The organism is Klebsiella africana, from assembly GCF_020526085.1.
Taxonomy (GTDB): domain Bacteria; phylum Pseudomonadota; class Gammaproteobacteria; order Enterobacterales; family Enterobacteriaceae; genus Klebsiella; species Klebsiella africana.
The window spans coordinates 4599415-4621858 of record NZ_CP084874.1; the positions used below are offsets into that span (position 1 = coordinate 4599415).

17 protein-coding genes, 1 tRNA gene and 3 pseudogenes are annotated in these 22444 nt (G+C 52.1%); 12 read left to right on the forward strand and 9 right to left on the reverse strand.

Going from position 1 to position 22444, the window contains the following annotated elements; genetic code table 11:
- Position 1 precedes the first annotated feature (1 nt).
- The 6 genes from LGL98_RS22130 to LGL98_RS22155 are packed head-to-tail and all read left to right on the forward strand — an operon-like array spanning position 2 to position 4448.
- Positions 2-724 (forward strand): DUF1365 domain-containing protein, encoded by a 723-nt coding sequence (locus tag LGL98_RS22130; RefSeq protein WP_136033168.1) that lies wholly within the window; start codon positions 2-4, stop codon positions 722-724.
- A complete protein-coding gene (locus LGL98_RS22135; protein ID WP_004192234.1) occupies positions 721-1941 on the forward strand; it encodes an SAM-dependent methyltransferase in 1221 nt (406 codons plus the stop codon). The genes LGL98_RS22130 and LGL98_RS22135 overlap by 4 nt, the downstream gene beginning before the upstream one ends.
- Positions 1938-2423 (forward strand): DUF2878 domain-containing protein, encoded by a 486-nt coding sequence (locus tag LGL98_RS22140; RefSeq protein ID WP_136033170.1) that lies wholly within the window; start codon positions 1938-1940, stop codon positions 2421-2423. Before LGL98_RS22135 ends, LGL98_RS22140 begins: the two co-directional genes overlap by 4 nt.
- Positions 2420-2944 carry a hypothetical protein gene (locus LGL98_RS22145; protein ID WP_136033172.1) on the forward strand — a complete coding sequence of 175 codons (525 nt, stop codon included), beginning with the start codon at positions 2420-2422 and terminating at the stop codon, positions 2942-2944. Before LGL98_RS22140 ends, LGL98_RS22145 begins: the two co-directional genes overlap by 4 nt.
- Positions 2941-3492: a DUF3833 domain-containing protein gene (locus LGL98_RS22150; RefSeq protein ID WP_136033174.1), complete on the forward strand. Its 552-nt coding sequence runs from the start codon at positions 2941-2943 to the stop codon at positions 3490-3492. Before LGL98_RS22145 ends, LGL98_RS22150 begins: the two co-directional genes overlap by 4 nt.
- Positions 3489-4448: a YbgA family protein gene (locus LGL98_RS22155; protein WP_004214857.1), complete on the forward strand. Its 960-nt coding sequence runs from the start codon at positions 3489-3491 to the stop codon at positions 4446-4448. Before LGL98_RS22150 ends, LGL98_RS22155 begins: the two co-directional genes overlap by 4 nt.
- Positions 4449-5206: 758 nt before the next feature.
- On the opposite strand, the gene LGL98_RS22160 is transcribed toward LGL98_RS22155, so the two are convergent.
- Positions 5207-6589: a carbohydrate porin gene (locus tag LGL98_RS22160; RefSeq protein ID WP_048266254.1), complete on the reverse strand. Its 1383-nt coding sequence runs from the start codon at positions 6587-6589 to the stop codon at positions 5207-5209.
- A gap of 269 nt (positions 6590-6858) precedes the next feature.
- Complete coding sequence (gene xylA, locus LGL98_RS22165; protein WP_136033178.1) at positions 6859-8178, reverse strand: xylose isomerase; 1320 nt, start codon at positions 8176-8178, stop codon at positions 6859-6861.
- A 426-nt stretch (positions 8179-8604) separates the two neighbouring features.
- Between xylA and LGL98_RS22170 the strand changes: the two genes are divergently transcribed.
- The 3 genes from LGL98_RS22170 (at position 8605) to LGL98_RS22180 (ending at position 12895) form a co-directional block, all read left to right on the forward strand.
- Entirely contained in the window at positions 8605-10044 is a 1440-nt protein-coding gene (locus LGL98_RS22170; RefSeq protein ID WP_168435358.1) for an MFS transporter, read from the forward strand.
- A gap of 58 nt (positions 10045-10102) precedes the next feature.
- On the forward strand, positions 10103-11782 hold the full coding sequence (locus tag LGL98_RS22175; protein ID WP_136033182.1) for a glycoside hydrolase family 43 protein: 1680 nt from the start codon (positions 10103-10105) through the stop codon (positions 11780-11782).
- A 243-nt stretch (positions 11783-12025) separates the two neighbouring features.
- Positions 12026-12895 (forward strand): phosphorothioated DNA-binding restriction endonuclease, encoded by an 870-nt coding sequence (locus LGL98_RS22180; protein ID WP_004186812.1) that lies wholly within the window; start codon positions 12026-12028, stop codon positions 12893-12895.
- A gap of 133 nt (positions 12896-13028) precedes the next feature.
- On the opposite strand, the gene LGL98_RS22185 is transcribed toward LGL98_RS22180, so the two are convergent.
- The 5 genes and pseudogenes from LGL98_RS22185 to LGL98_RS22205 all read right to left on the reverse strand — a co-directional run bounded on the left by LGL98_RS22185 (position 13029) and on the right by LGL98_RS22205 (position 17623).
- Positions 13029-13520: an Hcp family type VI secretion system effector gene (locus LGL98_RS22185; protein ID WP_117126672.1), complete on the reverse strand. Its 492-nt coding sequence runs from the start codon at positions 13518-13520 to the stop codon at positions 13029-13031.
- 1 nt (position 13521) lies between these two features.
- On the reverse strand, positions 13522-13788 hold the full coding sequence (locus tag LGL98_RS22190) for a hypothetical protein (RefSeq protein ID WP_071839125.1): 267 nt from the start codon (positions 13786-13788) through the stop codon (positions 13522-13524).
- Positions 13763-14283: pseudogene (locus LGL98_RS22195) on the reverse strand (DUF2778 domain-containing protein). Before LGL98_RS22195 ends, LGL98_RS22190 begins: the two are co-directional and overlap by 26 nt.
- Positions 14284-14745: 462 nt before the next feature.
- Positions 14746-15831 carry a BsuBI/PstI family type II restriction endonuclease gene (locus LGL98_RS22200; protein ID WP_136033184.1) on the reverse strand — a complete coding sequence of 362 codons (1086 nt, stop codon included), beginning with the start codon at positions 15829-15831 and terminating at the stop codon, positions 14746-14748.
- 1 nt (position 15832) lies between these two features.
- The gene (locus LGL98_RS22205; RefSeq protein WP_136033186.1) at positions 15833-17623 is read right to left on the reverse strand and encodes an HsdM family class I SAM-dependent methyltransferase; all 1791 of its coding nucleotides are present in this window, start codon (positions 17621-17623) and stop codon (positions 15833-15835) included.
- 209 nt (positions 17624-17832) lie between these two features.
- On the opposite strand from LGL98_RS22205, the pseudogene LGL98_RS22210 reads away from it, so the two are divergent.
- From LGL98_RS22210 to LGL98_RS22220, 3 genes and pseudogenes are all read left to right on the forward strand, one after another.
- A pseudogene (locus tag LGL98_RS22210) lies at positions 17833-18751 on the forward strand (IS3 family transposase); the annotation flags it as partial.
- A gap of 112 nt (positions 18752-18863) precedes the next feature.
- Positions 18864-19871 (forward strand): ParA family protein, encoded by a 1008-nt coding sequence (locus LGL98_RS22215; RefSeq protein WP_168435357.1) that lies wholly within the window; start codon positions 18864-18866, stop codon positions 19869-19871.
- Positions 19868-20740 (forward strand): SIR2 family protein, encoded by an 873-nt coding sequence (locus tag LGL98_RS22220; RefSeq protein ID WP_136033190.1) that lies wholly within the window; start codon positions 19868-19870, stop codon positions 20738-20740. Before LGL98_RS22215 ends, LGL98_RS22220 begins: the two co-directional genes overlap by 4 nt.
- A 10-nt stretch (positions 20741-20750) precedes the next feature.
- On the opposite strand, the pseudogene LGL98_RS22225 reads toward LGL98_RS22220, so the two are convergent.
- Both LGL98_RS22225 and LGL98_RS22230 read right to left on the reverse strand, forming a co-directional pair.
- A pseudogene (locus LGL98_RS22225) lies at positions 20751-21958 on the reverse strand (tyrosine-type recombinase/integrase).
- Between the two features lie 149 nt (positions 21959-22107).
- Positions 22108-22192, reverse strand: a tRNA-Leu gene (locus tag LGL98_RS22230).
- Positions 22193-22444: the final 252 nt, after the last annotated feature.

Genomic DNA, 22444 nt, shown 5'->3' on the forward strand with positions numbered 1-22444 from the left:
TATGAACAGCTGCCTCTATCAGGGCGTCCTGCGCCACCGTCGCCTGCAGCCGAAGGCGCACCACTTCGTCTACCGCCTGTTTATGACCTGGCTCGACCTCGACGAACTGGACAGGCTGCCTGAGGCGGGCATCCGCCGCAACCGCCTGGCCGCCGCCGCCTGGTACGACGCCGATTATCCGCTGGGCGCGCCGCTGAAGGCCCAGGTGCTGAACCGGCTGGAGAGCCTGACCGGCAGCCGCCCGGCGGGACGCGTGATGCTCCTGACCCAGCTGCGCTACTTCGGCTTCCATTTTAATCCGGTCAACTTTTACTACTGCTATGACGAAGCCGACATCCTGCGCTGGGTGCTGGCCGAAGTGCGCAACACGCCGTGGAATGAACGTCATTACTACGCGGTGGACGGCCAGCAGGCGCGCCCGCTGGAGAAAGCCTTTCACGTTTCACCGTTTAACCCGATGGACATGGTCTATCACTGGCGCTTCAACGCGCCCGGCAAAACGCTGCACATGCACATTGAAAACCATCAGGCCAGCAAGGTGTTCGACGCCACCCTGGCCCTGAGCCGCGTGCCATTGACCCGCGCCAACCTGCGCGGGCTGCTGCTGCGTCTGCCGCTGATGACCCTGAAAACCGTCCTCGCCATCTACTGGCAGGCGCTGCGGCTGTGGCTGAAGCGCGTGCCGCTGTACAACCATCCTGTCAGCAGGAGTGAACGCTCATGACCGATCCCGTCTTTGCGCTTGAACCCGATGTGCCGCGCAACGTGCGGCTCGCGCGCTGGCTGCTTTTTCGTCTGCTGAGCGGCCTCCGCGAAGGCTCGCTCACCGTGCGCGAAGGGGCGCAGACTTTTCATTTTGGCGACCCCGCCGCCGCACTGCGCGCCGAGGCGCGGGTCTGCACACCGGAGGTGTACTGGCGTCTGCTGACCGGCGGCAGTCTCGCGGCGGCCGAGGCCTGGATGGACGGCGACTGGGAGAGCCACCAGCTGACGGCGCTGCTGCAGATCCTCGCGCGCAACGGCGAGGTGCTGGGGCGTCTGGAGCGCGGCTTTCGTCTGCTGGGCAAGCCCGTCGCCCGCCTGCGCCACTGGACCCGCCGCAACACCCGCGCTCAGGCGCGGGAGAACATCGCCGCCCATTACGACCTCGGCAACGAATTTTATGCCCACTTTCTGGATGACGACCTGCTCTACTCCAGCGCGCTGTTTACCGACGACCAGCAGGATCTGACCCAGGCCCAGCGGGCCAAGATGGCGCGCCTGTGCGACCAGCTGGCGCTCACTCCCGGCGATCATCTGCTGGAGATTGGCACCGGCTGGGGGGCGCTGGCCGAGTACGCCGCCCGCCATTACGGCTGCCGGGTCACGACCACCACCCTTTCCCGGGAGCAGCACCGCTGGGCTACCGAGCGCATGGCCCGCGCCGGGCTGCAGGATCGCGTCGAGGTGCTGCTCTGCGACTACCGCGATCTGCGCGGCGAGTACGACAAACTGGTGTCGGTGGAGATGATTGAGGCGGTGGGCCAGCGCTACCTGCCGGCCTTCTTCCGCACCTGCCAGGCGCGCCTGCGCCCGGGCGGTAGAATGGCCCTGCAGGCGATCACTATCCAGGATCAGCGCTATCGCGACTACAGCAAAAGCGTCGATTTTATCCAGCGCTACATCTTCCCCGGCGGCTTTTTGCCCAGCATCACCGCGATGAGCGAGCTGATGACCCGCCATACCGATTTTGTGGTGCGCAACCTGTTCGACATGGGCCCGGACTATGCCCGCACCCTGGCGCACTGGCGGCAGCGTTTTACCCACGCCTGGCAGGATATTGAAAAGCTCGGTTTTGATGAGCGCTTCCGCCGGATGTGGCTCTACTACTTCGGCTATTGCGAAGCCGGATTTAACGCCCGCACCATCAGCGTGGTGCAGCTCACCGCGGAGCGGGTATGACACGCCCGGCGCAGCACCTGCTGATGGCCCTCGCGTTCGATGTTTACTGGACGCTGGTGGTGATGTTGCGCGAGCGCGGTCTGCTGATCTGGCTGACGCTGGCCATTTTCGCCTGGCTGCGGTTGCCGGCGGCCAGTCGTCCGCCCGCCCTGCTGTTGGCCGCGGCGGGCTGCGGCCTGGACGCGTGCTGGGCGCTGGCGGGGCTGATCGATTTTCGCGGCGACAGCCTGCTGCCCCTGTGGATGGTGGCCCTGTGGCTGATGTTCGCCGTCGTCTGGACCCGACTGACCCGCACCACGACGCTTCCCGGCTGGGTGCTGGCCGCAACGGCAACCGTCGGCGGCCCGGTGGCCTACCTGATTGGCGCTCGCCTCGGAGCCATGACCCTGCTGGTGCCGATGGCGCTTGCCGTGGGCGCCATGGCCTGCGGCTGGCTGGTGCTCATGCTGTTGTTCCATCTGGGGATGGGGAGGCAAAAATGAGATTCGCCCTGTTACTGCTGTGGCTGACCGTCCTCGCCCCGGCGGCCCACGCCGCCGACTGGCTGACGTGGCGCCGCGTCGGCGAGGCGACCCTCACCTGGGGGCCGTTCACCGTCTATCACTCGCAGCTGCGCACGCCCAATGGCCGGTATGACGGCCCGCAGCAGGATCGGGCGCTGATCATCACCTACCGGCGCGACATCGATCGCGAGGCGCTGGTGGACGCCACCCGCGACCAGTGGCAGGCGCAGGGTATTTTGCAGCAGGAGCCGCGCAGCGAAGCCTGGCTGCGCATGCTGCAGGAGATCTGGCCGGACGTCGCGCCGGGCAGCCAGCTGGCGTTCGTGGTCAGCGGCGGCGAGGGGCAGTTCTGGTACCGCGCCAGCGCTGCGCAGACCGCCTTTACCCCGCTCGGCACGCGTCAGTCGGCGGCGTTCAGCACCCGCTTTCTCGCCATCTGGCTCGATCCGCGCACCACTTATCCCGAACTGCGTCAGCAGTTGATCGGAGGTACACCATGAAACGCATTCTGACCCTTGGCCTGGCGCTGCTGATGCTGATCCTCGCCGGCTGCAGCACCGAGGTCGCGGAGTACCGGCAGCAGCAGCCCGCCCTCGACATCTTTCACTATTTTCAGGGGCGAACCGAGGCGTGGGGGATGGTACAGGATCGTAGCGGCAAGCAGCTGCGCCGCTTCCATGTTGAGATCGATGGCGATGTCGTCGGCGACACCCTGACGCTCCATGAGCGCTTTGTCTATGACGATGGCGAGAAGCAGCAGCGGGTGTGGCGCATTCGCCGCACCGGCGATAACCGTTATCAGGGCACCGCCGGGGATATCGAAGGCGTGGCCAGCGGCCAGGCGGCAGGCAATGCCTTTCACTGGCGCTACAGCATGAACGTCGAGGCCAGCGGCAGCCGGTGGCTGCTGCACTTTGACGACTGGATGTTCCTGCAGGACGGCAGCCATTTGTTTAACAAAACCGAGATGAAGAAATTCGGCATTACGGTCGCCACCGTGACCCTTTTCTTTACCCGAACCACAGCAGAAGAGAGGACAGCGCCATGAACACGCAACCTGTCATTGGGATCAGCGGATGTTTAACCGGCTCAGCCGTGCGATTCGACGGCGGGCATAAGCGTATGGGCTTTGTGATGGATGAGCTCGCGCAGTGGGTGGCGTTTAAACCCGTCTGCCCGGAGATGGCGATCGGCCTGCCCGTTCCCCGCCCGGCGCTCCGCCTGGTGCAAACCCCGGTCGGGGAGATCCGCATGCGCTTCAGCCACGCCCCACACGAGGATGTGACGGAGAAGATGGCTGATTTCGCCAGCGCCCACCTGGCAACCCTGGGCGAGCTGTCGGGCTTTATCGTCTGCGCCAAATCGCCGAGCTGCGGGATGGAGCGCGTGCGGTTGTATGACGAAAAAGGCAATCGCGGGCGTAAGGAAGGCGTGGGGCTGTTTACCGGCGCCCTGATGGCGCGCTACCCGTGGCTGCCGGTGGAAGAGGATGGCCGGCTGCACGATCCGCTGCTGCGGGAGAATTTTGTCGAGCGCGTTTTCGCCCTGCATGAACTCAACGCCCTGCGCGCCCGCGGCCTGACCCGTCACGGCCTGCTGGCCTTTCACAGCCGCTACAAGCTGCAGCTGCTGGCTCACCATCAGGCGGGCTACCGGGAGATCGGCCCGTTCGTCGCCTCACTGCATGAATGGGAGGATCTGGAGGCGTTCTTCGAGGTCTACCGTGAGAAGCTGATGGCGATCCTCAAGCGGCCCGCCTCGCGGAAAAACCACACCAACGTGCTGATGCATATACAGGGTTATTTCCGCGACCAGCTGAACAGCCGCCAGCGCGGCGAGCTGCGGGAGGTGATCCTCAACTATCGCGCCGGGCTGCTGCCGATCCTCGCCCCGCTGACGCTGCTTAAGCACTATCTGGCCGAGTATCCGGATCGCTACCTGCAGGCGCAGAACTATTTTGACCCCTACCCGCAGGATCTGGCCCTGCGCCTGACGGTGAACTGAGGGGGACCAGGGCCAGCTGCCCGGCGGCGCTGCGCTTGCTGGTCCTGGGGGAAGGAGGTTTTCTGTAGGCCGGATAAGGCGTCAGCCGCCATCCGGCACTACCGCAGGTACGGTGCCTGACCGCCCGGCGGCGCTGCGCTTGCGCGGGCCTACGGGGTGTGAGCCCGCAGGAAGGAACGTAGACCGGATAAGGCATATATGCCGCCATCCGGCACAACCACAGGTACGGAGCTTGAAGTGCCCTGCCCGGCGGCGCTGCGCTTGCCGGGCCTACGTGTGTGAGCCTGCGGGAAGGAATGTAGGCCGGATAAGGTATGTATGCCGCCATCCGGCACTACCGCGGGTACGGCGCCTGACCGCCCGGCGGCGCTGCGCTTGTGCGGGCCTACGGGGGAGCCCGCAGGAAGGAACGTAGGCCGGATAAGGCATTTATGCCGCCATCCGGCACAACCACAGGTACGGAGCTTGAAGTGCCCTGCCCGGCGGCGCTGCGCTTGCCGGGCCTACGTGTGTGAGCCTGCGGGAAGGAATGTAGGCCGGATAAGGTATGTATGCCGCCATCCGGCACTACCGCGGGTACGGCGCCTGACCGCCCGGCGGCGCTGCGCTTGCGCGGGCCTACGGGGTGTGAGCCCGCAGGAAGGAACGTAGACCGGATAAGGCATATATGCCGCCATCCGGCATAAATGGAGCGCACCAGTTGTAGCCCGGCTAAGCGTAGCGCCAGCCGGGAACGCTCTTTCAACAACGCTATCGCATCAGAACCACGCCTCAAACATCCCGCCGACGTTCAGCGAATCCAGCTGCTGGTCTTTGGTGTTGTTGACCTTCGCGGTGTGCTCGTTGTCCACCTGGCCGCCGGTCACGTAGAAGCGCAGCATCGGGCGGAACTCCGGCCCCATGCCGATGGCGATGTTCTGCGACAGCGTCAGCTTCCAGCCGTGGTTATCCCCGCCCTGGTCGTAATCCACGCGCTGGTAGCCCGCTTCCAGCCAGGTGGAGTGCACGTCGTTCCAGAAGTACATCGGCCGGACGATGGCGCCGTAGTTTTTACGGTTGTCGGTGTTGTCCTTGCCGTTGTCGTAGTCGTGGAAGGCCAGCAGATACTCAATCTGCGCCTGCTGGGTGAACTTATGGCTGCCCTCGAAGCTGGCGTAGACCGTGGTCAGGTCGTCGGTTTTGTTGTAGACGCTGTTATCCGAGTTGTCGGAGTAGCGCAGGATCACCTTGTTCACCCCGCTGTCGTTGGTGTGGCTCAGCACCAGGCCGCCCTGCCAGGCTTCGAGACGCGCGTCGCTGTCCACCGCCTTCGAGTCAAAGCCGTAGTTGGCGTACACCTCGACGTCGATCGGCCCGGCCTTGATGTTGTGGGTTTTGGTGGTCAGCGCGTAGTGGCCGTTGTCGCCGGTATCGGAGCTGCCGGTACAGGTGATGCGCGACGGGTTGGTCTCGTCGGCCATCACTTCCGGGCTACAGGATTTCACCTGCGACACCGCCGCCACGTCGAACTGCACGCCGCCGATATCAAAGTTCTTCACTCCGGCGCCCTGGCCGTCGTGGTTCATCCAGAAGTAGTCGTTGATCCCCTGTTGCGGACGCTGGTGGAAGTCGCGGCCGGCCCAGATATAGGCGTTGGGGTTGGATTCCAGCACGTTGGTGACGCCGACGTAGGCTTTCTTCAGGTTAACTTCATCGCTCCAGTGGTCGAACATCACGTTGAGATCCCAGATAGCCCCCTGCGCGCTTTTGAAGGCCTTGCTGATCTGGAATTCGCCGCCGTTGCTTTCGTTGCCCAGACGGCCGATCGCCGAGGCGCCGTTGTAAGAGCCGTCGACGCCGACATATTTCTGGTCGCCGGTCTGGAAGTGGGCGCCATAGCGGGCGTAGCCGCTGAACTTGAGGCCGAACGGAATGGCCATATCCGGCGAGGCGGCGGTGGTCTGCGGGTTGGTGATCACGTCGACCTTTTTGTCGGCCGCGGCGTCGATTTTCGCCTGGCGGTCGGCCAGCGCTTTATCAACGGCTTTGGCGACGATGGCGTCGATCTGTTCCTGCGTAAATTCTTGGGCCATTACAGAGGTAAGCGGAAAAAACGCGGCGATAACCGCCATAGTTAATGGAAGCTTTTTTATCATTGTCATGAGTTTCTCAATATAGGTTAATTTTATTCAGACAATAACCAGCCTATTCTGAGCTGACAGAATATGTCGCTATCATCAGAACAAGTTATTTTTTATTTTGTACGGTCACAGAGGCATTACACAATTATCGCTACTTTTCCTCCTTCACTGATATTAAACAGATGGTCTTTAGGCACTGACAAAAAAAACAGCATGAACAAATAAACGCTATTTTCCGGCAGCGGACAGACGGCGTAATACATGCCCCCGTAGGGGCATGTCAGCAAAATTTAACCAAAGATATAAGTATTGACGAGATTTTCGAGTAATTCCTGACGCCCGCTGTGAGGCTGCGGATTCAGATTATGCTGCTCAGCGTACCGGGCAATATTATCCAGCGACATCTGCCCGCTCATAATTTTCCGCCCCAGCTCGCCCTGCCAGCCGGCATAGCGTTTTGCCAGCCCCTGTTCGAGCTTGCCATCCTCAATCATGCGCGCCGCCAGTTTAAGGGACAGCGCCATCACGTCCATGGCGCCAATATGGCCATAGAACATGTCGTATTTGTCGGTGCTCTGCCGGCGAACTTTGGCGTCAAAGTTCAGGCCGCCGGTGGTGAATCCCCCGGCTTTGAGGATCTCATACATCACCAGGGTATTTTCTTCCACGCTGTTCGGGAACTGATCGGTATCCCAGCCAAGCTGCGCATCGCCGCGGTTGGCATCAACGGAGCCGAAAATGCCCAGCGCGATGGCGCTGGTGATTTCATGGTGGAAAGAGTGCCCCGCCAGGGTGGCGTGGTTGGCTTCAATGTTCACCTTGATCTCATTTTCCAGACCAAACTGCTTCAGGAAACCATACACCGTCGCGACATCGTAATCGTACTGATGCTTAGTGGGTTCCTGCGGTTTCGGCTCGATAAGCAGCGCGCCGCCAAAGCCAATCTTATGCTTGTGCTCTACCACCATCTGCAGGAAGCGCCCAATCTGCTCACGCTCCTGGCGCAAGTCGGTATTCAGCAGGGACTCGTAACCTTCGCGGCCGCCCCACAGAACATAGTTTTCGCCGCCGAGCTGGTGGGTGGCGTTCATGGCGGTCACTACCTGCGTGGCCGCCCAGGCAAATACCTCCGGATCGGGGTTGGTCGCCGCCCCGGCGCCGTAGCGCGGGTGGGTAAAGCAGTTGGCGGTGCCCCACAGCAGTTTCACGCCGGTTTGCTGCTGTTTCTCCGCCAGCACCTCGGTCATGATGGCGAAATTATGCAAATACTCTTTCAGCGACGCGCCTTCTGGCGAGACATCGACATCGTGGAAGCAGTAATACGGCACGTTGAGTTTATAGAAAAATTCAAACGCTACGTCCGCTTTGCGTTTAGCCATTTCCAGCGCATCGCCCGCGGCCTGCCAGGGACGCTCAAACGAGCCGGCGCCAAACATATCCGCGCCATTCCAGCAGAAGTTATGCCAATAACAGGCGGCAAAACGCAGATGATCGGCCATGCGTTTTCCCAGCACGATTTCATCCGGATTATAGTGGCGAAACGCCAGCGGATTATCGGTTTTGGGTCCGGCAAAGCGAACGCGATCAACCTGGTCGAAATAGGTTTGCATGATGAACTCCGAAATTGAGAAACAGGAAAATTAACAACTGTGACACATCGTGTATTCTCATCGTCGGTTGCTCAATTACGTTATTTCACTCGGCGATTGAGAAAATGCTCAAATGTGAGCCATCTCGCAAATAAAACTATTTTAAATATCTCGCTTCGCGCGCGTATAGAGTACACTCCCTGGGGAATTCAGGTATCCATACCAAATTAAAATGCCGGTTTTGTCGCAATGTCTGCCTGCCAAAAAATTAGTGGCGGATAACGGTTCAACGCAGGCGATACAGGCCTTTGCTTCGAGGATCACAGAAGTAAAAAAACATAATTACGTAATTTAAAAACGTAATAGATTCTTCCAGGTCAACTGTGTCAGAAAGTGTTTCACCTACACAAAACAAACCGGAGTCTGCTTAGAATGAGTAAAAACATAATGCACAGTCGGCATGATGAATATCATAAATTAACCCGCGGAGAACGAATTGGTTATGGCATGGGCGACTTTGCGCAAAACCTGGTTTTCGGCACAATTGGGGGTTTTCTGGCTTTGCATATGCTGACGGTAAATACCATCAGCACGGCAACGGCAGGCTTTATTTTTCTTTTTGTCCGTATCATTAATGTGTTTTGGGATCCGATGGTCGGAACCTATGTGGATAAACGAACCTCGAAAGCAGGGAAATATCGTCCATGGCTGTTAAGAGCCGGCGTGCCGCTGGTGATCCTGTCGGCATTACTGTTCGCGCCCATCCCTGGAGTGAAAGGTTCGGTGGCCTTCGCCTTTATTATTTATCTGGCGCTGGACCTGGTTTATTCCTTAGTCAATATTCCCTATGGCTCGCTGAATGCCTCGCTGACCCGCGACCCGGAATCGATCGATAAACTGACCAGTACCCGCATGATGCTGGCCAACAGCGCCAACCTGCTGGTCTATACCCTGTTCCCGATGTTTGTGCAGATGGCGGCGCCGAAAGATCGCAGCCTGAAGGACACCGGCTTTTTCGGCCTTAAGCTGAATCTGGGCAACTATACCGATCCGTCAGCGAACTACGCCTGGTTTGGTGTGTACGCCATCTATATGATCATCGGCGCGGTGGCCCTGTTTATCTGTTATAAATTCACCAAAGAACGCGTTGTCGCGACCGCCGAGCAGACCGCCAACGTCAAAACTACTGACCTTTTCCACGAACTCAGACATAACCGCCCGCTGGTGATCCTCGGCATGTTCTTCATGCTGGCCTTTACCTTCATGTTCTTCATGAACACCGTTAACGGCTTCTTCAACCAGTTCGTCGTCGGCCATTCCGAATGGATGGGCGCCGTGGGTCTCGTCGCGTCTATTCCCGGCATCGCCTTCCCGGTGTTCTGGCCGAAACTGAAAAAAATCTTTGGCAAAAAAGGCTTCTTCCATCTGTTCCTCGCCATGTTCATCGTCGGCGAACTGCTGACCTACGTCTGGTCCCGCGAAGGGATGCACGACGCCCTGTGGCTGGCCTACATCGCCACCTTTATTAAACAATGGGGCTTAACCTCCGCCACCGGCTTTATGTGGGCGCTGGTACCGGAAGTTATCGCGTACGGCGAATTAAAATCGGGCAAACGCAATGCCGCCATTATCAATGCCATTATGGGACTCTTCTTCAAGATCGGCTTCACTATCGGCGGCGCGATCCCGCTGTGGCTGCTGGCGGTGTATGGATTTAATGAAAGCGGCGCCGTGCAGAGCGCCAGCGCCATCGATGGGATCATTATGACCGCCGTGTGGATCCCGATCGCGCTGGCGGCTATTTCGATGGTGATTATTCAGGTTTATCCCATCTCCGATAAACATATTACCGACATCAACCGTCAGCTGGATGAGATCCGCGTGTAGTTAAAAAAATTATAAATCAGACCGATCCTTAACTTTCCATTTTAAAAGGTGTAATGAAATGTCACTTATTCAAAACCCGATATTACGCGGCTTCAATGCCGACCCCAGTATTATTCGCGTCGAGGATACGTACTATATTGCCAACTCGACGTTTGAGTGGTTCCCGGGCGTGCGTTTACATGAGTCGAAAGACCTGAAAAACTGGAACCTGCTGCCTTCGCCGCTCTCCACCACCACCCTGCTGGACATGAAGGGCAACCCCTCCTCCGGCGGCATTTGGGCGCCGGCGCTCTCCTGGGCCGATGGGCAATTCTGGTTGGTGTATACCGATGTGAAGGTCACCGAAGGCGCCTTTAAAGACATGACTAACTACCTGACCACCGCGAAGGATATTCGGGGCCCGTGGAGCGACCCGATCAAGCTGAACGGCGTCGGGTTTGACGCCTCGCTGTTCCATGACGACGATGGCCGGAAATATATCGTCCAGCAAACCTGGGATCACCGGGAGTACCATCACCCCTTCGATGGCATTACCTTAACGGAGCTGGATACCAACACGCTGAAGTTAATGCCGGAAACCGCGCGCACCATCTACCGCGGCACCGCCGTGGCGCTGGTCGAGGGGCCGCACCTCTATAAACTGAACGGCTACTACTATCTGTTTGCCGCCCAGGGCGGCACCGTGTTTACCCACCAGGAGGTGGTGGCGCGGTCGAAAACCCTCGAGGCCGACAGCTTCGAAACCGAGCCGGGCGACGTGTTCTTAACCAACGTCGACACCCCGGACAGCTACATCCAGAAACAGGGTCATGGCGCACTGGTCTCCACCCCGGAAGGCGAATGGTATTACGCCTCGCTCTGCGCCCGGCCGTGGAATCGCCCGGGGGAATCCATCTACGATCCACGCGGCTGGTCAACCCTCGGCCGGGAAACCGCGATCCAGAAAGTGTACTGGGACGACGAGGGCTGGCCGCGTATTGAAGGCGGTCACGGCGGGAAAACCTTCGTCGAAGGGCCGAAAGACGCCCTCTTCACCGAAAGCGCCAGCGATAATAGCCAGCAGGATGACTTTACGTCGCCAGCGCTCGACCCGAACTGGAATACCCTGCGGGTGCCGTTTACGGCCAAGATGGGCACCACCGGTAACGGCAAATTAACCTTAATCGGCCAGGGTTCGTTAGCCAATACGCATGACCTGTCGCTGATTGCCCGCCGCTGGCAGGCCTTCTATTTTGACGCCGCGGTGAAGGTGAAATTCGAGCCCTTCAGCTACCAGCAGATGGCCGGATTAACGAATTACTATAACGACCGCCACTGGAGCTTTGTCTTCCTGACCTGGAATGAAATTAACGGCAAGGTCATCGAAGTCGGCGAAAATAACCGCGGGAAATACACATCGTACCTGAAGGATAACGCCATCAAGGTGCCGGACGGCGTGGAATACGTCTGGTTCCGGACCAAAGTCCGCAAGCAGACCTACAGCTATGAATACAGCTTCGATGGCGTGACGTTCACCGAGATCCCGGTCCAGCTGGATGCCGCGGTACTGTCCGATGACTATGTGTTGCAGAGCTACGGCGGGTTCTTTACCGGGGCGTTCGTCGGCCTGGCGGCGGTAGACTACGCCGGGTACGGCACCCAGGCTGAGTTTTATCAGTTCGAGTATCAGGAGCTGGGCGATAGGTTAGCGGCCGATGGCAGCTATAGCTGGGAGGCTGGCGAGGCGCGGGATAAGTAAGGGAGAACAGGCCCACGCTACCGGTAAGGTAGCGTGGGGTTTGTGGAATGCGGGAACGCAACGGTTATGCGCTTCCGATTTTTTTCAGGCTTGCGCCGCAGAAGGCGAACACGGTCTCCACTCCCACAGCAAGATCCGTTGTGATATTTAAAAAGCGATCCACCTGGAATCGCGCATCTGGTGGGTTGATCGGCAAGGATTTTGCGAGCATCATCGCATTTATTTAGCTGCCACTGTAACGCTATGCCCTCCAGCACGACCCTGCAACACGCGATCGAGAACATCACCATCTGGCGCAAAGGCGAACAGCGTGCGCCGCATAAGCCACTGTTGCTGCTGTACGTCCTCTCGCAGTACCAGCGCGGCCATGCGCGGATGTTCGACTACGCCTCGGAGATACGCGATGAGCTGCATAGCCTGCTGGAACGCTTTGGCCCGCAGCGTCGCCAGTACCGGCCGGACATGCCCTTCTGGCGCCTGAAAGGCGACGGCTTCTGGGAGTTGCACAACAGCGACCAGTGTTCAACCCAGGGCAGCAGACAGCCGCCCGGCAAAGAGCTGGAGCTCTGCCACGTCGCCGGCGGCTTCGATGAGCCACATTTTGCGCTACTCAACAGAAATAAGAGGCTGATAAATACCCTCGCCCATCAGATCCTCGAGGCGCACTTTCCGGAGAGTATTCAGGAAGAACTGGCTGAAGAGATGGGGTTTGATCTGCAGCAGATCCGCAAAGAACGCGACCCGCATTTTCGCCAGCAGGTGCTGCGCGCCTATAACTATGAGTGCGCGATCTGCGGCTTCAATATGCGCCATGATAATACTTCCGTCGCCCTGGAAGCGGCTCATATCAAATGGAAGCAGCACGGCGGCCCCTGCGAAATCCCTAACGGTCTGGCGCTCTGCGCGATTCACCATAAGGCTTTTGATAAAGGCTCCATTGGTCTGGATGAGGATATGCGCATCCAGGTTTCGCCGGCGGTGAACGGCGGGGGCATCGTTGGCAGGCTGTTCTGGGATTTTGATGGTAAGCCGATTACCTTGCCGCAGGGGAAAGAATGCTATCCGCAGGAGGGATTTGTGGCGTGGCACCGGCGGGAGGTGTTCAGGGGATGAAGGGGGGAGGGTGTGTGGCAATGAGCGGGATTTGTGTTTGCTTAGCTTTGCATCCCTCAGCCTGTCGTCAACCTTCTAAACAGGCATCAAACACGCCGGGGAAACATAAAGGGGGATCAAACGCCCCACAGAATTAGGCTGAAGGACGCTCGTTCCATGCATCACTGAACTGAATATTCCCGTCGTGGATTCTCCAGGTGATTTTCTCATATTGCAGGCTAACGCTTTCAACATGGTTAATTTTGTCATTCGAGGAAAGTTTGCAATTAGGTACACCACAGTTAACCCCGGTTATTCTGACCTGCTCCATAAGTACAGAATAATAGGCCACTTCCTGCCCTGCGTGGTTGATATGGTAAAACTTGATTTCTGCACTTTGTAGCGTCTGCCCCGTTGCGGCGGCCTTGTAAAGGTATGGGGTCGAACTATCCACTTCTTTTTCAATCATCATTGACGAATGCTGACGCGTGCCCGTAATTTTCCCATTAGCACTGTCCACAGGCAGGTTAACACCATGACTCAATCCGATGATTTCGATACTTCCCTCTCGATCCTGAACATCAACAGACCCTTTAATGTCTGCGCCACCATCGTCTTTAAGCCACATATACGGAGGAATTGGCATCTCATTTGCTCCTTATCGTTGAAATTAACTTCAATGTCATAATGTAAAGTACAGTTGAAAGGAATATCACTATTATCAGCGATATATAAAAGAAAGTGTCATACATCGTATCGGCATTCACACTCCCGAATAAGAAGTGGCAAACATCCCTTGCGATATCATAATCGAGGTAGATTTCCGGCCTTGGAAGTGCACGTCCCAGAACCAAAAACAGCAATATAAAATAAATAATCTTACTTATTTTACGAGCAAGAGATGTTAGAGCCACTGGCAATAACCTCCACCCAACCACGAGCCATAAGGGAACGCATGCAGGGAACGTGAACCAGTGATGTATTCATAAGCGCATTCCGGATCATGGCAAAATCAGAATTATGGCCGATAGTAATACAACCCTCGGAAACCGTACCCGGATGCAAACGGAAGTTACCACGTTTCACACCTTCGACCCACGTCTCATCGTCGATTCCGTGGTCGTCACGCCATAATGCAAACCAATCGCTTTTACCAAATTCACGATAACCTATAATCTTATTGACCGTATCCTTAATTTCTCGTCCCTTTTGGGAAAACCAGTTTCCTTCATTGCGGTCAACAATCCAGTATTTTCCCAAGGGCAGCGGACCATCTTTCACTACTGCGCTGCATGCAGCTTTATTGCGATATACACCCCGCCCTGAATGGCCATAAAAACACCGACGCCGTACAAATTGAAAGGCGCATAATCGGCACCATTTAATATCAACTTCCCCTGTAATGCCATGATATACCATCGTTCCTTAGTGATTTGAGATATGGTAGTGGCTGGTTTAGAAAGGTTCCAGAGTTAGGCTATAATTTTCAGATAATATTAATTTTATTAGGCGTTGGGGTTAAAGCATTAGGTAGCATGTAGTGGCAGTTTTTTGTTATTATTTCAGAGAAAATTGACATTCAGCTTATAAATGAACGAGCATTTTACCAACACCTTCTATAAACATAACTTTTTAGCCTCACATCTTTTTATATTTTTGAGGCTTTGATATTGGGCAGAAATTATGATTCCAGCTTCGCGTCGGACACTAATCTAAAAATCTTATCGGAATAATGCAATCACATTAAGAATAAATAAATTACTAACATCAGGATTTGTTTTTAAAATATCGAGTTAAGTTATTTTAACATTGTCTACTTTGCGAAAAAAGCTATGCATAACCCCGCAGAGCGGGGTTATTTATTAATCACACTATAATTTTTTAGTGGATAACTTCATTGGATTGTTGTCACGCAGTACAATCAAATGTTCAGGTTCTGACGCAAACCAAGCAGAAGACCCCCAAGCAATCTCCGAAATTGCTTTTCTAAATTGAGGTGACCCTCTATCTGAAAAAGCCGTGAGGAAGGCCAAGTTCTTTTCACTGAATCCAGCCTCGAGAGCTATTTTGGTTAATGTAATTTTTCGCTCTCTATTAATTGGTCCATCAGTGGCAACAACTTCAACAAATACAAAGAGCATATCATCACCAGATTCATCCTCCCCCAAATCTATAAGAATGATATCGGGTAGTGCTTTGGAGGGATCTATAGCTAAGCCTAAATCAGTTGCTAAAGCCTCATCCCTAGCTACAACTTTATTACCCGACTCTGATAACCAAAGTACTGCAGGTGTTTTTAAAAAGTCCACAGCAAATTTTTCAATAACAGCCTTTGCTATAACACTTGACGGCCCTGGAGCAAGCATTCTAATTTCGCCATTAGGAAAAGTAACTGCGACTGCATCGGTAGCAATCTTAGCTCCAGACTTAAGCAATCTAATTCTAGACAAAGCGGCTTTGTTTAAATAATTTTTTTGCCAATTATCTATCGCTATCTCTAAATCATTTGCTGATAAATCAGCATCAAAAAGATCTGCAAATACCTTATTTAAACAATATCGAGGAGCAGACGAAGTTGTCGCGATACCTTCTCGTAATAAAACTGCACGACATGGGATAAGACCATTTTTGATAGTCTCATCCCTAATCGGTTCTCGAGTATTTTCGGCATACCACGCATCCGAAGGCTGGATTCTTTTTCTCTTAAGAGAATTAGCTACCCATTGAAGCCTTTCTTCTTCTCCAGTAAGTACTGCTTGTGAATCTCCCATATTCACTACTTGATTAGGCCTGATCCATCTTTCTTGCCCCTCAATTGCCCCAGCATAAAACATAACAAAAATTGTCTTACCAGCCATCTCTCTAATGAGATAATTACGATTTTCGGTACCTTCTGGGAAAATTTTAGGCAATCTTTCATGAATAATTGTCAAGTCAGGAACTGTAGGTAGACTCATTTCAAACTACTCCATAGAAACTAGCGATCTTTTCTTCGATAAGTTCTTTTTCTGAAGTGGAATTCAGTAGCATTTGCAGTTCACTAAGCTGCTCCAGAGCTGGCAACGGTATTGAGTTAAGCTCAAAGGCAGAAACCGCAACACTACCGCTAATGCATCTAAAGGCTCTGTCAACGACCCGAGAATTAAGTAATGCAGAAATTACTTCTGGACTGATCTGATTTAAGATACCATTCGGATATACAATATTTATGTGGTTTTCAACCACAACACCACCTGATATATCAATGAAATTCTGAGGTAAGAGAGCAGCTAAAATTCGCTTATCTTGCTCTTTCGAAGTTGTCCTTTGTACTAAGACACATTCTTTCGAGGTTAAAAGATATTCCTGTTTCTGTCGGACTTCAACGTATGGGACATGGTTTTTACGAGCAGCATTAAAACTAAAGCCAACAGGAGTGATTGATTCAGCCCATATCAAGGGGTAAGAAATAGCATTTTTACTTTTTCGTAGCTGATCTTTAAATCTATTCCAGACCAACTGTCCAGTAGAAACTGAATAACCAAGGTCAGCCAATCGAGTGGGCATATGTCTTAATCTGTTAAGGAAATTGATATCTTGTTTACCGCGTGGTAATAACCATGTTTTTCCACCTTTTTCAATATAAACATTACCTACCTTCTCTACTCGAGCTTTGTTCAACCCTTTAGGAATGAGTAGCGACACATTAGTTTGTTGTTTATGTTGCCCTGCTTTGAATACTGTTAGCATTGTTTCCTGCAGGACATCATCAAATACTCCGTCTCTATCAGTTACAAAGTCGAATGCCAGAGGTGACATTGTTTCGGTTAGTAGTTTTCTTAGCGCAGTAAAATACTGCCCCCCTAAAAATGACGTTGGCGTGAGAAAAGCCACAACGCCAGTGTCAGGCCGAACGAATCTTGCTGCTAAATCAGTAAACAAACCATAGAGATTCGCATGTCCAAACAACGAACGAGAAAATTTGCTTCGCATTTCAGGAGAAAGAGTCACTCTTCCATAAGGAGGGTTGCCAATTACCAGGTCAAATTCTCCTATATTTTCCTGCGTCAATGCATCTCCAACGATTATTATATCTGCTGGTAATCTACGCTTCGTTTCAATACAAAGTTTAATTAACACAGACTCAAGTAATACCGCACTCATCCAAGCCGCGAAAGGATCAATTTCGATTCCTTTCAATCTTTTAACCAAGCGCCTAAATATCCATTCAGGAGAATTTCCTTTTTCTTTACTGAGCATCCTTAGAGCCACTGGAGCGAGAAACGCTCCACCTCCACACGCAGGATCAATTACGCTGGCTTTTGAGAAATCAACTCCGGCTTGTTCTGAGAGATCAAGTAACCTTGAGACCAACGGTGGAGGTGTATAATAAGCACCCATATCTGATCTATATGTAACCGGCAGCATCACTGTGTAAATTGATCCAATCAGATAGCCTGCATCTTCTGAAGGAAATCGAGAAATCAGTACACCTGTTGCTGATGCTAACTCTTTAGTTTCATCTGAAAGTAAAATGAACTCTACTGAGGCAGGAACTGATCTAAGTCGGATTGAACTTTTATGCTTCTTGCTTAGAGTATTCCAATATGCTGCCACAATACATGAACAGTAAGAGCGAGCATAAATCAATCGTTCGTTGTCAACCTTAATGCCACTTGCATGATTTTTAGCCATGATTTTGCAGGTTTGATATTTTTGCAGAAGAGAGCTAGTCTTTTCTTTCAAAAAATCAAGCGGTTGCGTAGTCATAATTAAAATCCTAATAATTCCAGTATACGGCCACATTATCTGGTGGCAATGCTAAACAGTTAACCTAAAGAATAACATGCACAGTAACATTCACATACTAGTGATCTCCTTTGATCTCCTCCCTGAAAACTGATCTCCTCCCTGAAAACAGTGCCAGGCTAAACCGAAGTCTTCGGTCTTTCTTCCATCTCACAGAGAGGCACATCGCCATGAAAAAGACCCGCTATACCGAAGAACAGATAGCATTTGCGCTGAAACAGGCCGAAACCGGCACTCGGGTGGAGGAAGTCTGCAGAAAGATGGGCATTTCTGAAGCCACATTTTACAACTGGAAGAAAAAGTTTGGCGGCATGGGCGTGACAGAACTGCGCCGCCTGCGCCAGCTTGAGGAAGAGAACCAGCGTCTGAAACGTCTGGTGGCTGATTTAAGTCTGGACAAGGAGATGCTGCAGGAAGTTATCAAAAAAAGTTCTGAGGCCGCCTCAGAAGCATCAGGCGGTGCATTTTCTGCGGGAGGCTTACCGTATCAGTGTCCGACGGGGATGCGGACTGCTGATGCAGAGCAGAACCGTTTACCACTGGCAGAGCCGGCGGGGTGATCGGGCGATAACCCTGCGTATCCGGTAAATAGCGGAAACCCGGATCCGCTACGGTTGCCCGCGTTTTCATATTCAGCTGCTTCAGCTGCGGCGGGAAGGCTGGCCTGTTAACCACAAGAAAACACACCTGATTTACTGTCTAAAAGGCCTCAACCTGCGCAGAAAGCGCCCCCGCAGGCATGTCAGTGCAGCACATCGTCAGCAACGTCCGGTCCTGACCGGTGTCGATCAGTGCTGGAGTATGGATTTCGTGTCGGATAACCTGTTTAACGGACGACGTTTCCGGGCGCTGACTGTAGTGGATAATTTTAGTCGGGAGTGTGTGGCGATCCATGCCGGAAGGTCGCTGAAAGGTGAGGATGTGGTCGGTGTGATGGAAAGGTTGCGGGTGCCGGGCAAGCGCCTGCCAGTACGTTTTCAGACAGATAACGGCAGTCTGCGGGATGAATGCCTGAACATTCACTGGTTCCTGTCGCTGGAAGATGCGCAGGACAAACTCGACAAGTGGCGCAGGGAGTACAGTCAATTTACTTAAGACATTATAGATTTAATGTAATCTTTGATAACATTAAACAATTAGTATGAAACCAATCTTCCAAGTTAGGCCCCCAGAGGGTGTTAATCTAAAAACGGGAAAAGTTATGGAAAGCATAGTTTTTTTTAATAACAAAGGTGGTGTAGGTAAAACCACCTTACTGTGTAATGTTGCTGCCTATCTAAGTTTGGAACTTAACAAAAAGGTACTGGTCGTTGATGCTGATCCTCAATGTAATACTACTTCGTATTGTTTAGGTGAGCAGAAGATATCTCAAATATATAGCAATGAAAAACGAATTACTATCGAGCACTTTTTAAACCCCGTGCGTCGAGGAAAAGGATATGCTTCGGAAAGAATAGTCCCTATCAAAACAGGTAGGTTTGGGTTTGATCTAATACCAGGAGACCCCAAATTAGCTCTGAGCGAAGATTTTTTAGCATCCGATTGGGATCCAGCAGTAGCTGGGAAACCTCGAGGCATGCAAACAACATTTGTCTTCTCTCATCTTTCCTCACTATATAATGACTATGATTATGTATTATATGATGTTGGTCCATCCTTAGGTGCTTTGAATAGAGCAATAATTATATCATGCGACTTTTTCATAATTCCAATGTCTGTTGACATGTTTAGTTTGTTGGCATTAAACAACATTAACCTGTCATTAAAAAATTGGATGAATGGTATTAAAGCCGGCTTAAAAAACCATATAGCCGAAGAAGGGGAAGAATTCACAATTGGAAATGAAAGCTTGGAATGTAATTTGCAATTTTTAGGTTATGCAATGCAGCAATACCGAGGAAAAACAGTACGAGGTGAGAAAGTAAAAGTTAATGCTTATGAAAAAATAGCATTAAAAGTCCCTAAAATTATAAAGACAGAAATAGTGGCAAACTACTCTCACAATAAAAACATTGATTTTGAACTGGGTCAAATTGAGAACATGTATAGCCTAATTCCATTATCACAACTGGCCAATGCACCTATTTTTTGCCTTAAGAATAAAGATGGTGTCGTGGGGTCACATTTTTCCAAAGTAAATGACGCCAAGAAATTATTTGACAGCATTTGCTTAAATATCCTAAAAAATATTGAGGCAGTTAAACCATGATAAATTGGGATGAAGCTTTAATATCTGATCTAGCCAGAAGAAAATGCATTCTTTTCCTTGGTGCAGGTGTATCAATGAATAGCACTGGTAACGGAGGAGTCAGGCCTCCAAGTTGGAAGGAGTTTTTGGAAAACTGTTTGCCGGAACTGAACGCGGCTTCTTCAACCCAAATAAAAAAACTAATAAAAAATGAAGATTACTTAACGGCATGTGAGCTAATCAAGTCAAAATTAGCAAAAGGTAAATTCGACCACATAGCTAAGAATGCATTTTTAACCCCACAGTATACTAAAGCAGAAATACACGAACTTTTATTCAAGTTGGATTGTAGAATTGTAGTTACTCCAAATTTTGATAAAATTTATGAAACTTTTGCGATAAGAGAAACTGAAGGCACGGTAAGTGTTCGGAACTATTATGATACAGATATAGTTTCTGCAGTGAAGGATAGCGGCAGGGTCGTTTTGAAGATTCACGGTACAATTGACAATACCTCAAAATTAATTTTCTCTAGGACCGATTACGCCAGTGCAAGATCGCAGCACAGAGATTTTTATGAAATACTCAATGCATTAGGATTAACACACACATTCTTATTTATAGGATGTGGGGCAAATGATCCGGATATCAGATTGCTGCTTGAAGATGCATTTTTCAAACATAATGCCGTAAAACCACACTATATGGTTGTCTCAGACAAGAGTATTCATAAAGACATGATGCCTGTTATCGAAAAAACATTAAATGTCAACATGCTTGTTTACAAAACCAGTAAAGGTAGCCATCAAGAATTAATTGATAGTTTAAAAACTTTAGTCCAACAAGTTGAGATTGCACGAGTTGAATTAAAGGAGAATATGAATTGGTAACCCCCCCCCCTCATTCATATATTTTAAATGAGGGGGTAGACTCAGCAAAATCGAATGGTGATATGTAGCCATTAGAATTACTATAAATATAATCAGCCCACCACTGCACCATCAATCTCCGCCCATCCAAATATTCGGACGTATGGATATAAGCTGCACGCACATTGTTATGCTTTGAGTGACTCAACTGGCGTTCTATCGCATCATCGTTCCATCACCCTGACTCACCGAGCGCACCACGCGCCATCGTCCTGAATCCATGCCCGCAAACCTCGGTTTTCGTGTCATATCCCATCGCACGCAATGCGCTGTTTACCATGTTTTCACTCATAACCTTAGTTGCGTCATGATCCCCCGGAAACAGCAGCTCTTTATTACCACTAATCTGCTTTAACTGGTCTAACAGAATCATCGCCTGCCGACTAAGCGGAACGATATGCTCCTCTTTCATCTTAATGCCACGGTACGAGTAACGCACACCTTTAATTTCTTCTCGTTTTGCAGGTACTCGCCAGAGAGATTTATCGAAGTCGAACTCATCCCAACGCGCGAAACGTAACTCACTGGAACGCACAAAAGTTAGTAAGGAAAGCTCGACCGCGATATGCAGCAAGACGAGCAAGAAACTCAGGGAACCGGCTTGAAGGTAAAGTGGGGTAATGTCGCGCTTTGGTTGTCGATAGCGCACCGGCCATATCACTTGCTGGATTTGAGTCGATGTAATCGTTCTGTACGGCATAACGCATAATGGCCGTGACGCGCTGTTGCAGGCGCTGAGCAACGTCGTGTTTACCACTGGCATCAACTTTTTTAATCGGGGCTAACAGGCGGCTGATTTTGAGCTGGCAAATGTCGGACGAACCGATATGAGGGAAGATATAAAGCTCAAGATAGCGAAGAACGCGCGATCGATGGTTTCGAAAGTATATGCATCCGAATTCTCGGCCTGAGCTTCTTTCTGTTCGGCTTTTGGGTCAATGCCCTGCATTAACAGCTTTTTAGCTTCATCACGCTTTGCTCATGCCTGAGCAAGCGTCACAGTAGGTCAAACAACAAACGCGAGGCGATCCTCTTTCTTGTCGGAGGGGCGTCTGTATTTCATGCGCCAGTATTTAGACCCCTTGGCCGAAACCTCGAGATACAACCACCGCCATCGGCCATTTTGTAGTTTTTATCTTTTGGTTTTGCGGTCTCGACCTGTCTGCCGTTGAGCTTCATTTGGGACACATTTCTAATCGAAGTTAAAATGCCCCCAATGGCATCCGGATTTCAACGGACGGACTCGGACCACTCAGACGTAAAAATCGCTGCAATCATTGATTTTTAAGGGATAATTAGACTTACTCAGAAGGTCTTGGAAGAATACTTGGTGCCGAAGGCCGGACTCGAACCGGCACGTATTTCTACGGTTGATTTTGAATCAACTGCGTCTACCGATTTCGCCACTTCGGCACTGAAGGGGATGCGGAAACGTTCTGGATTATACCTGTCGGCGGCGGTCATGCAAGCGACAGCGTGTCGCCATTGCGCTAAGTGTTGAAAAAAACAGCGCTATCCTGCGCGGCGTCACCTTTTACGATCGTTTCGGGGCGCGACTGCCACCAACCCCCTCCTCTCACAACCCCGCGACCCCAACTCCGCCTGCCAGCTATACCCTTTCCCCGTTAAGCCCCCAAACCCCACTCAAAATTATCTCAAATTTTT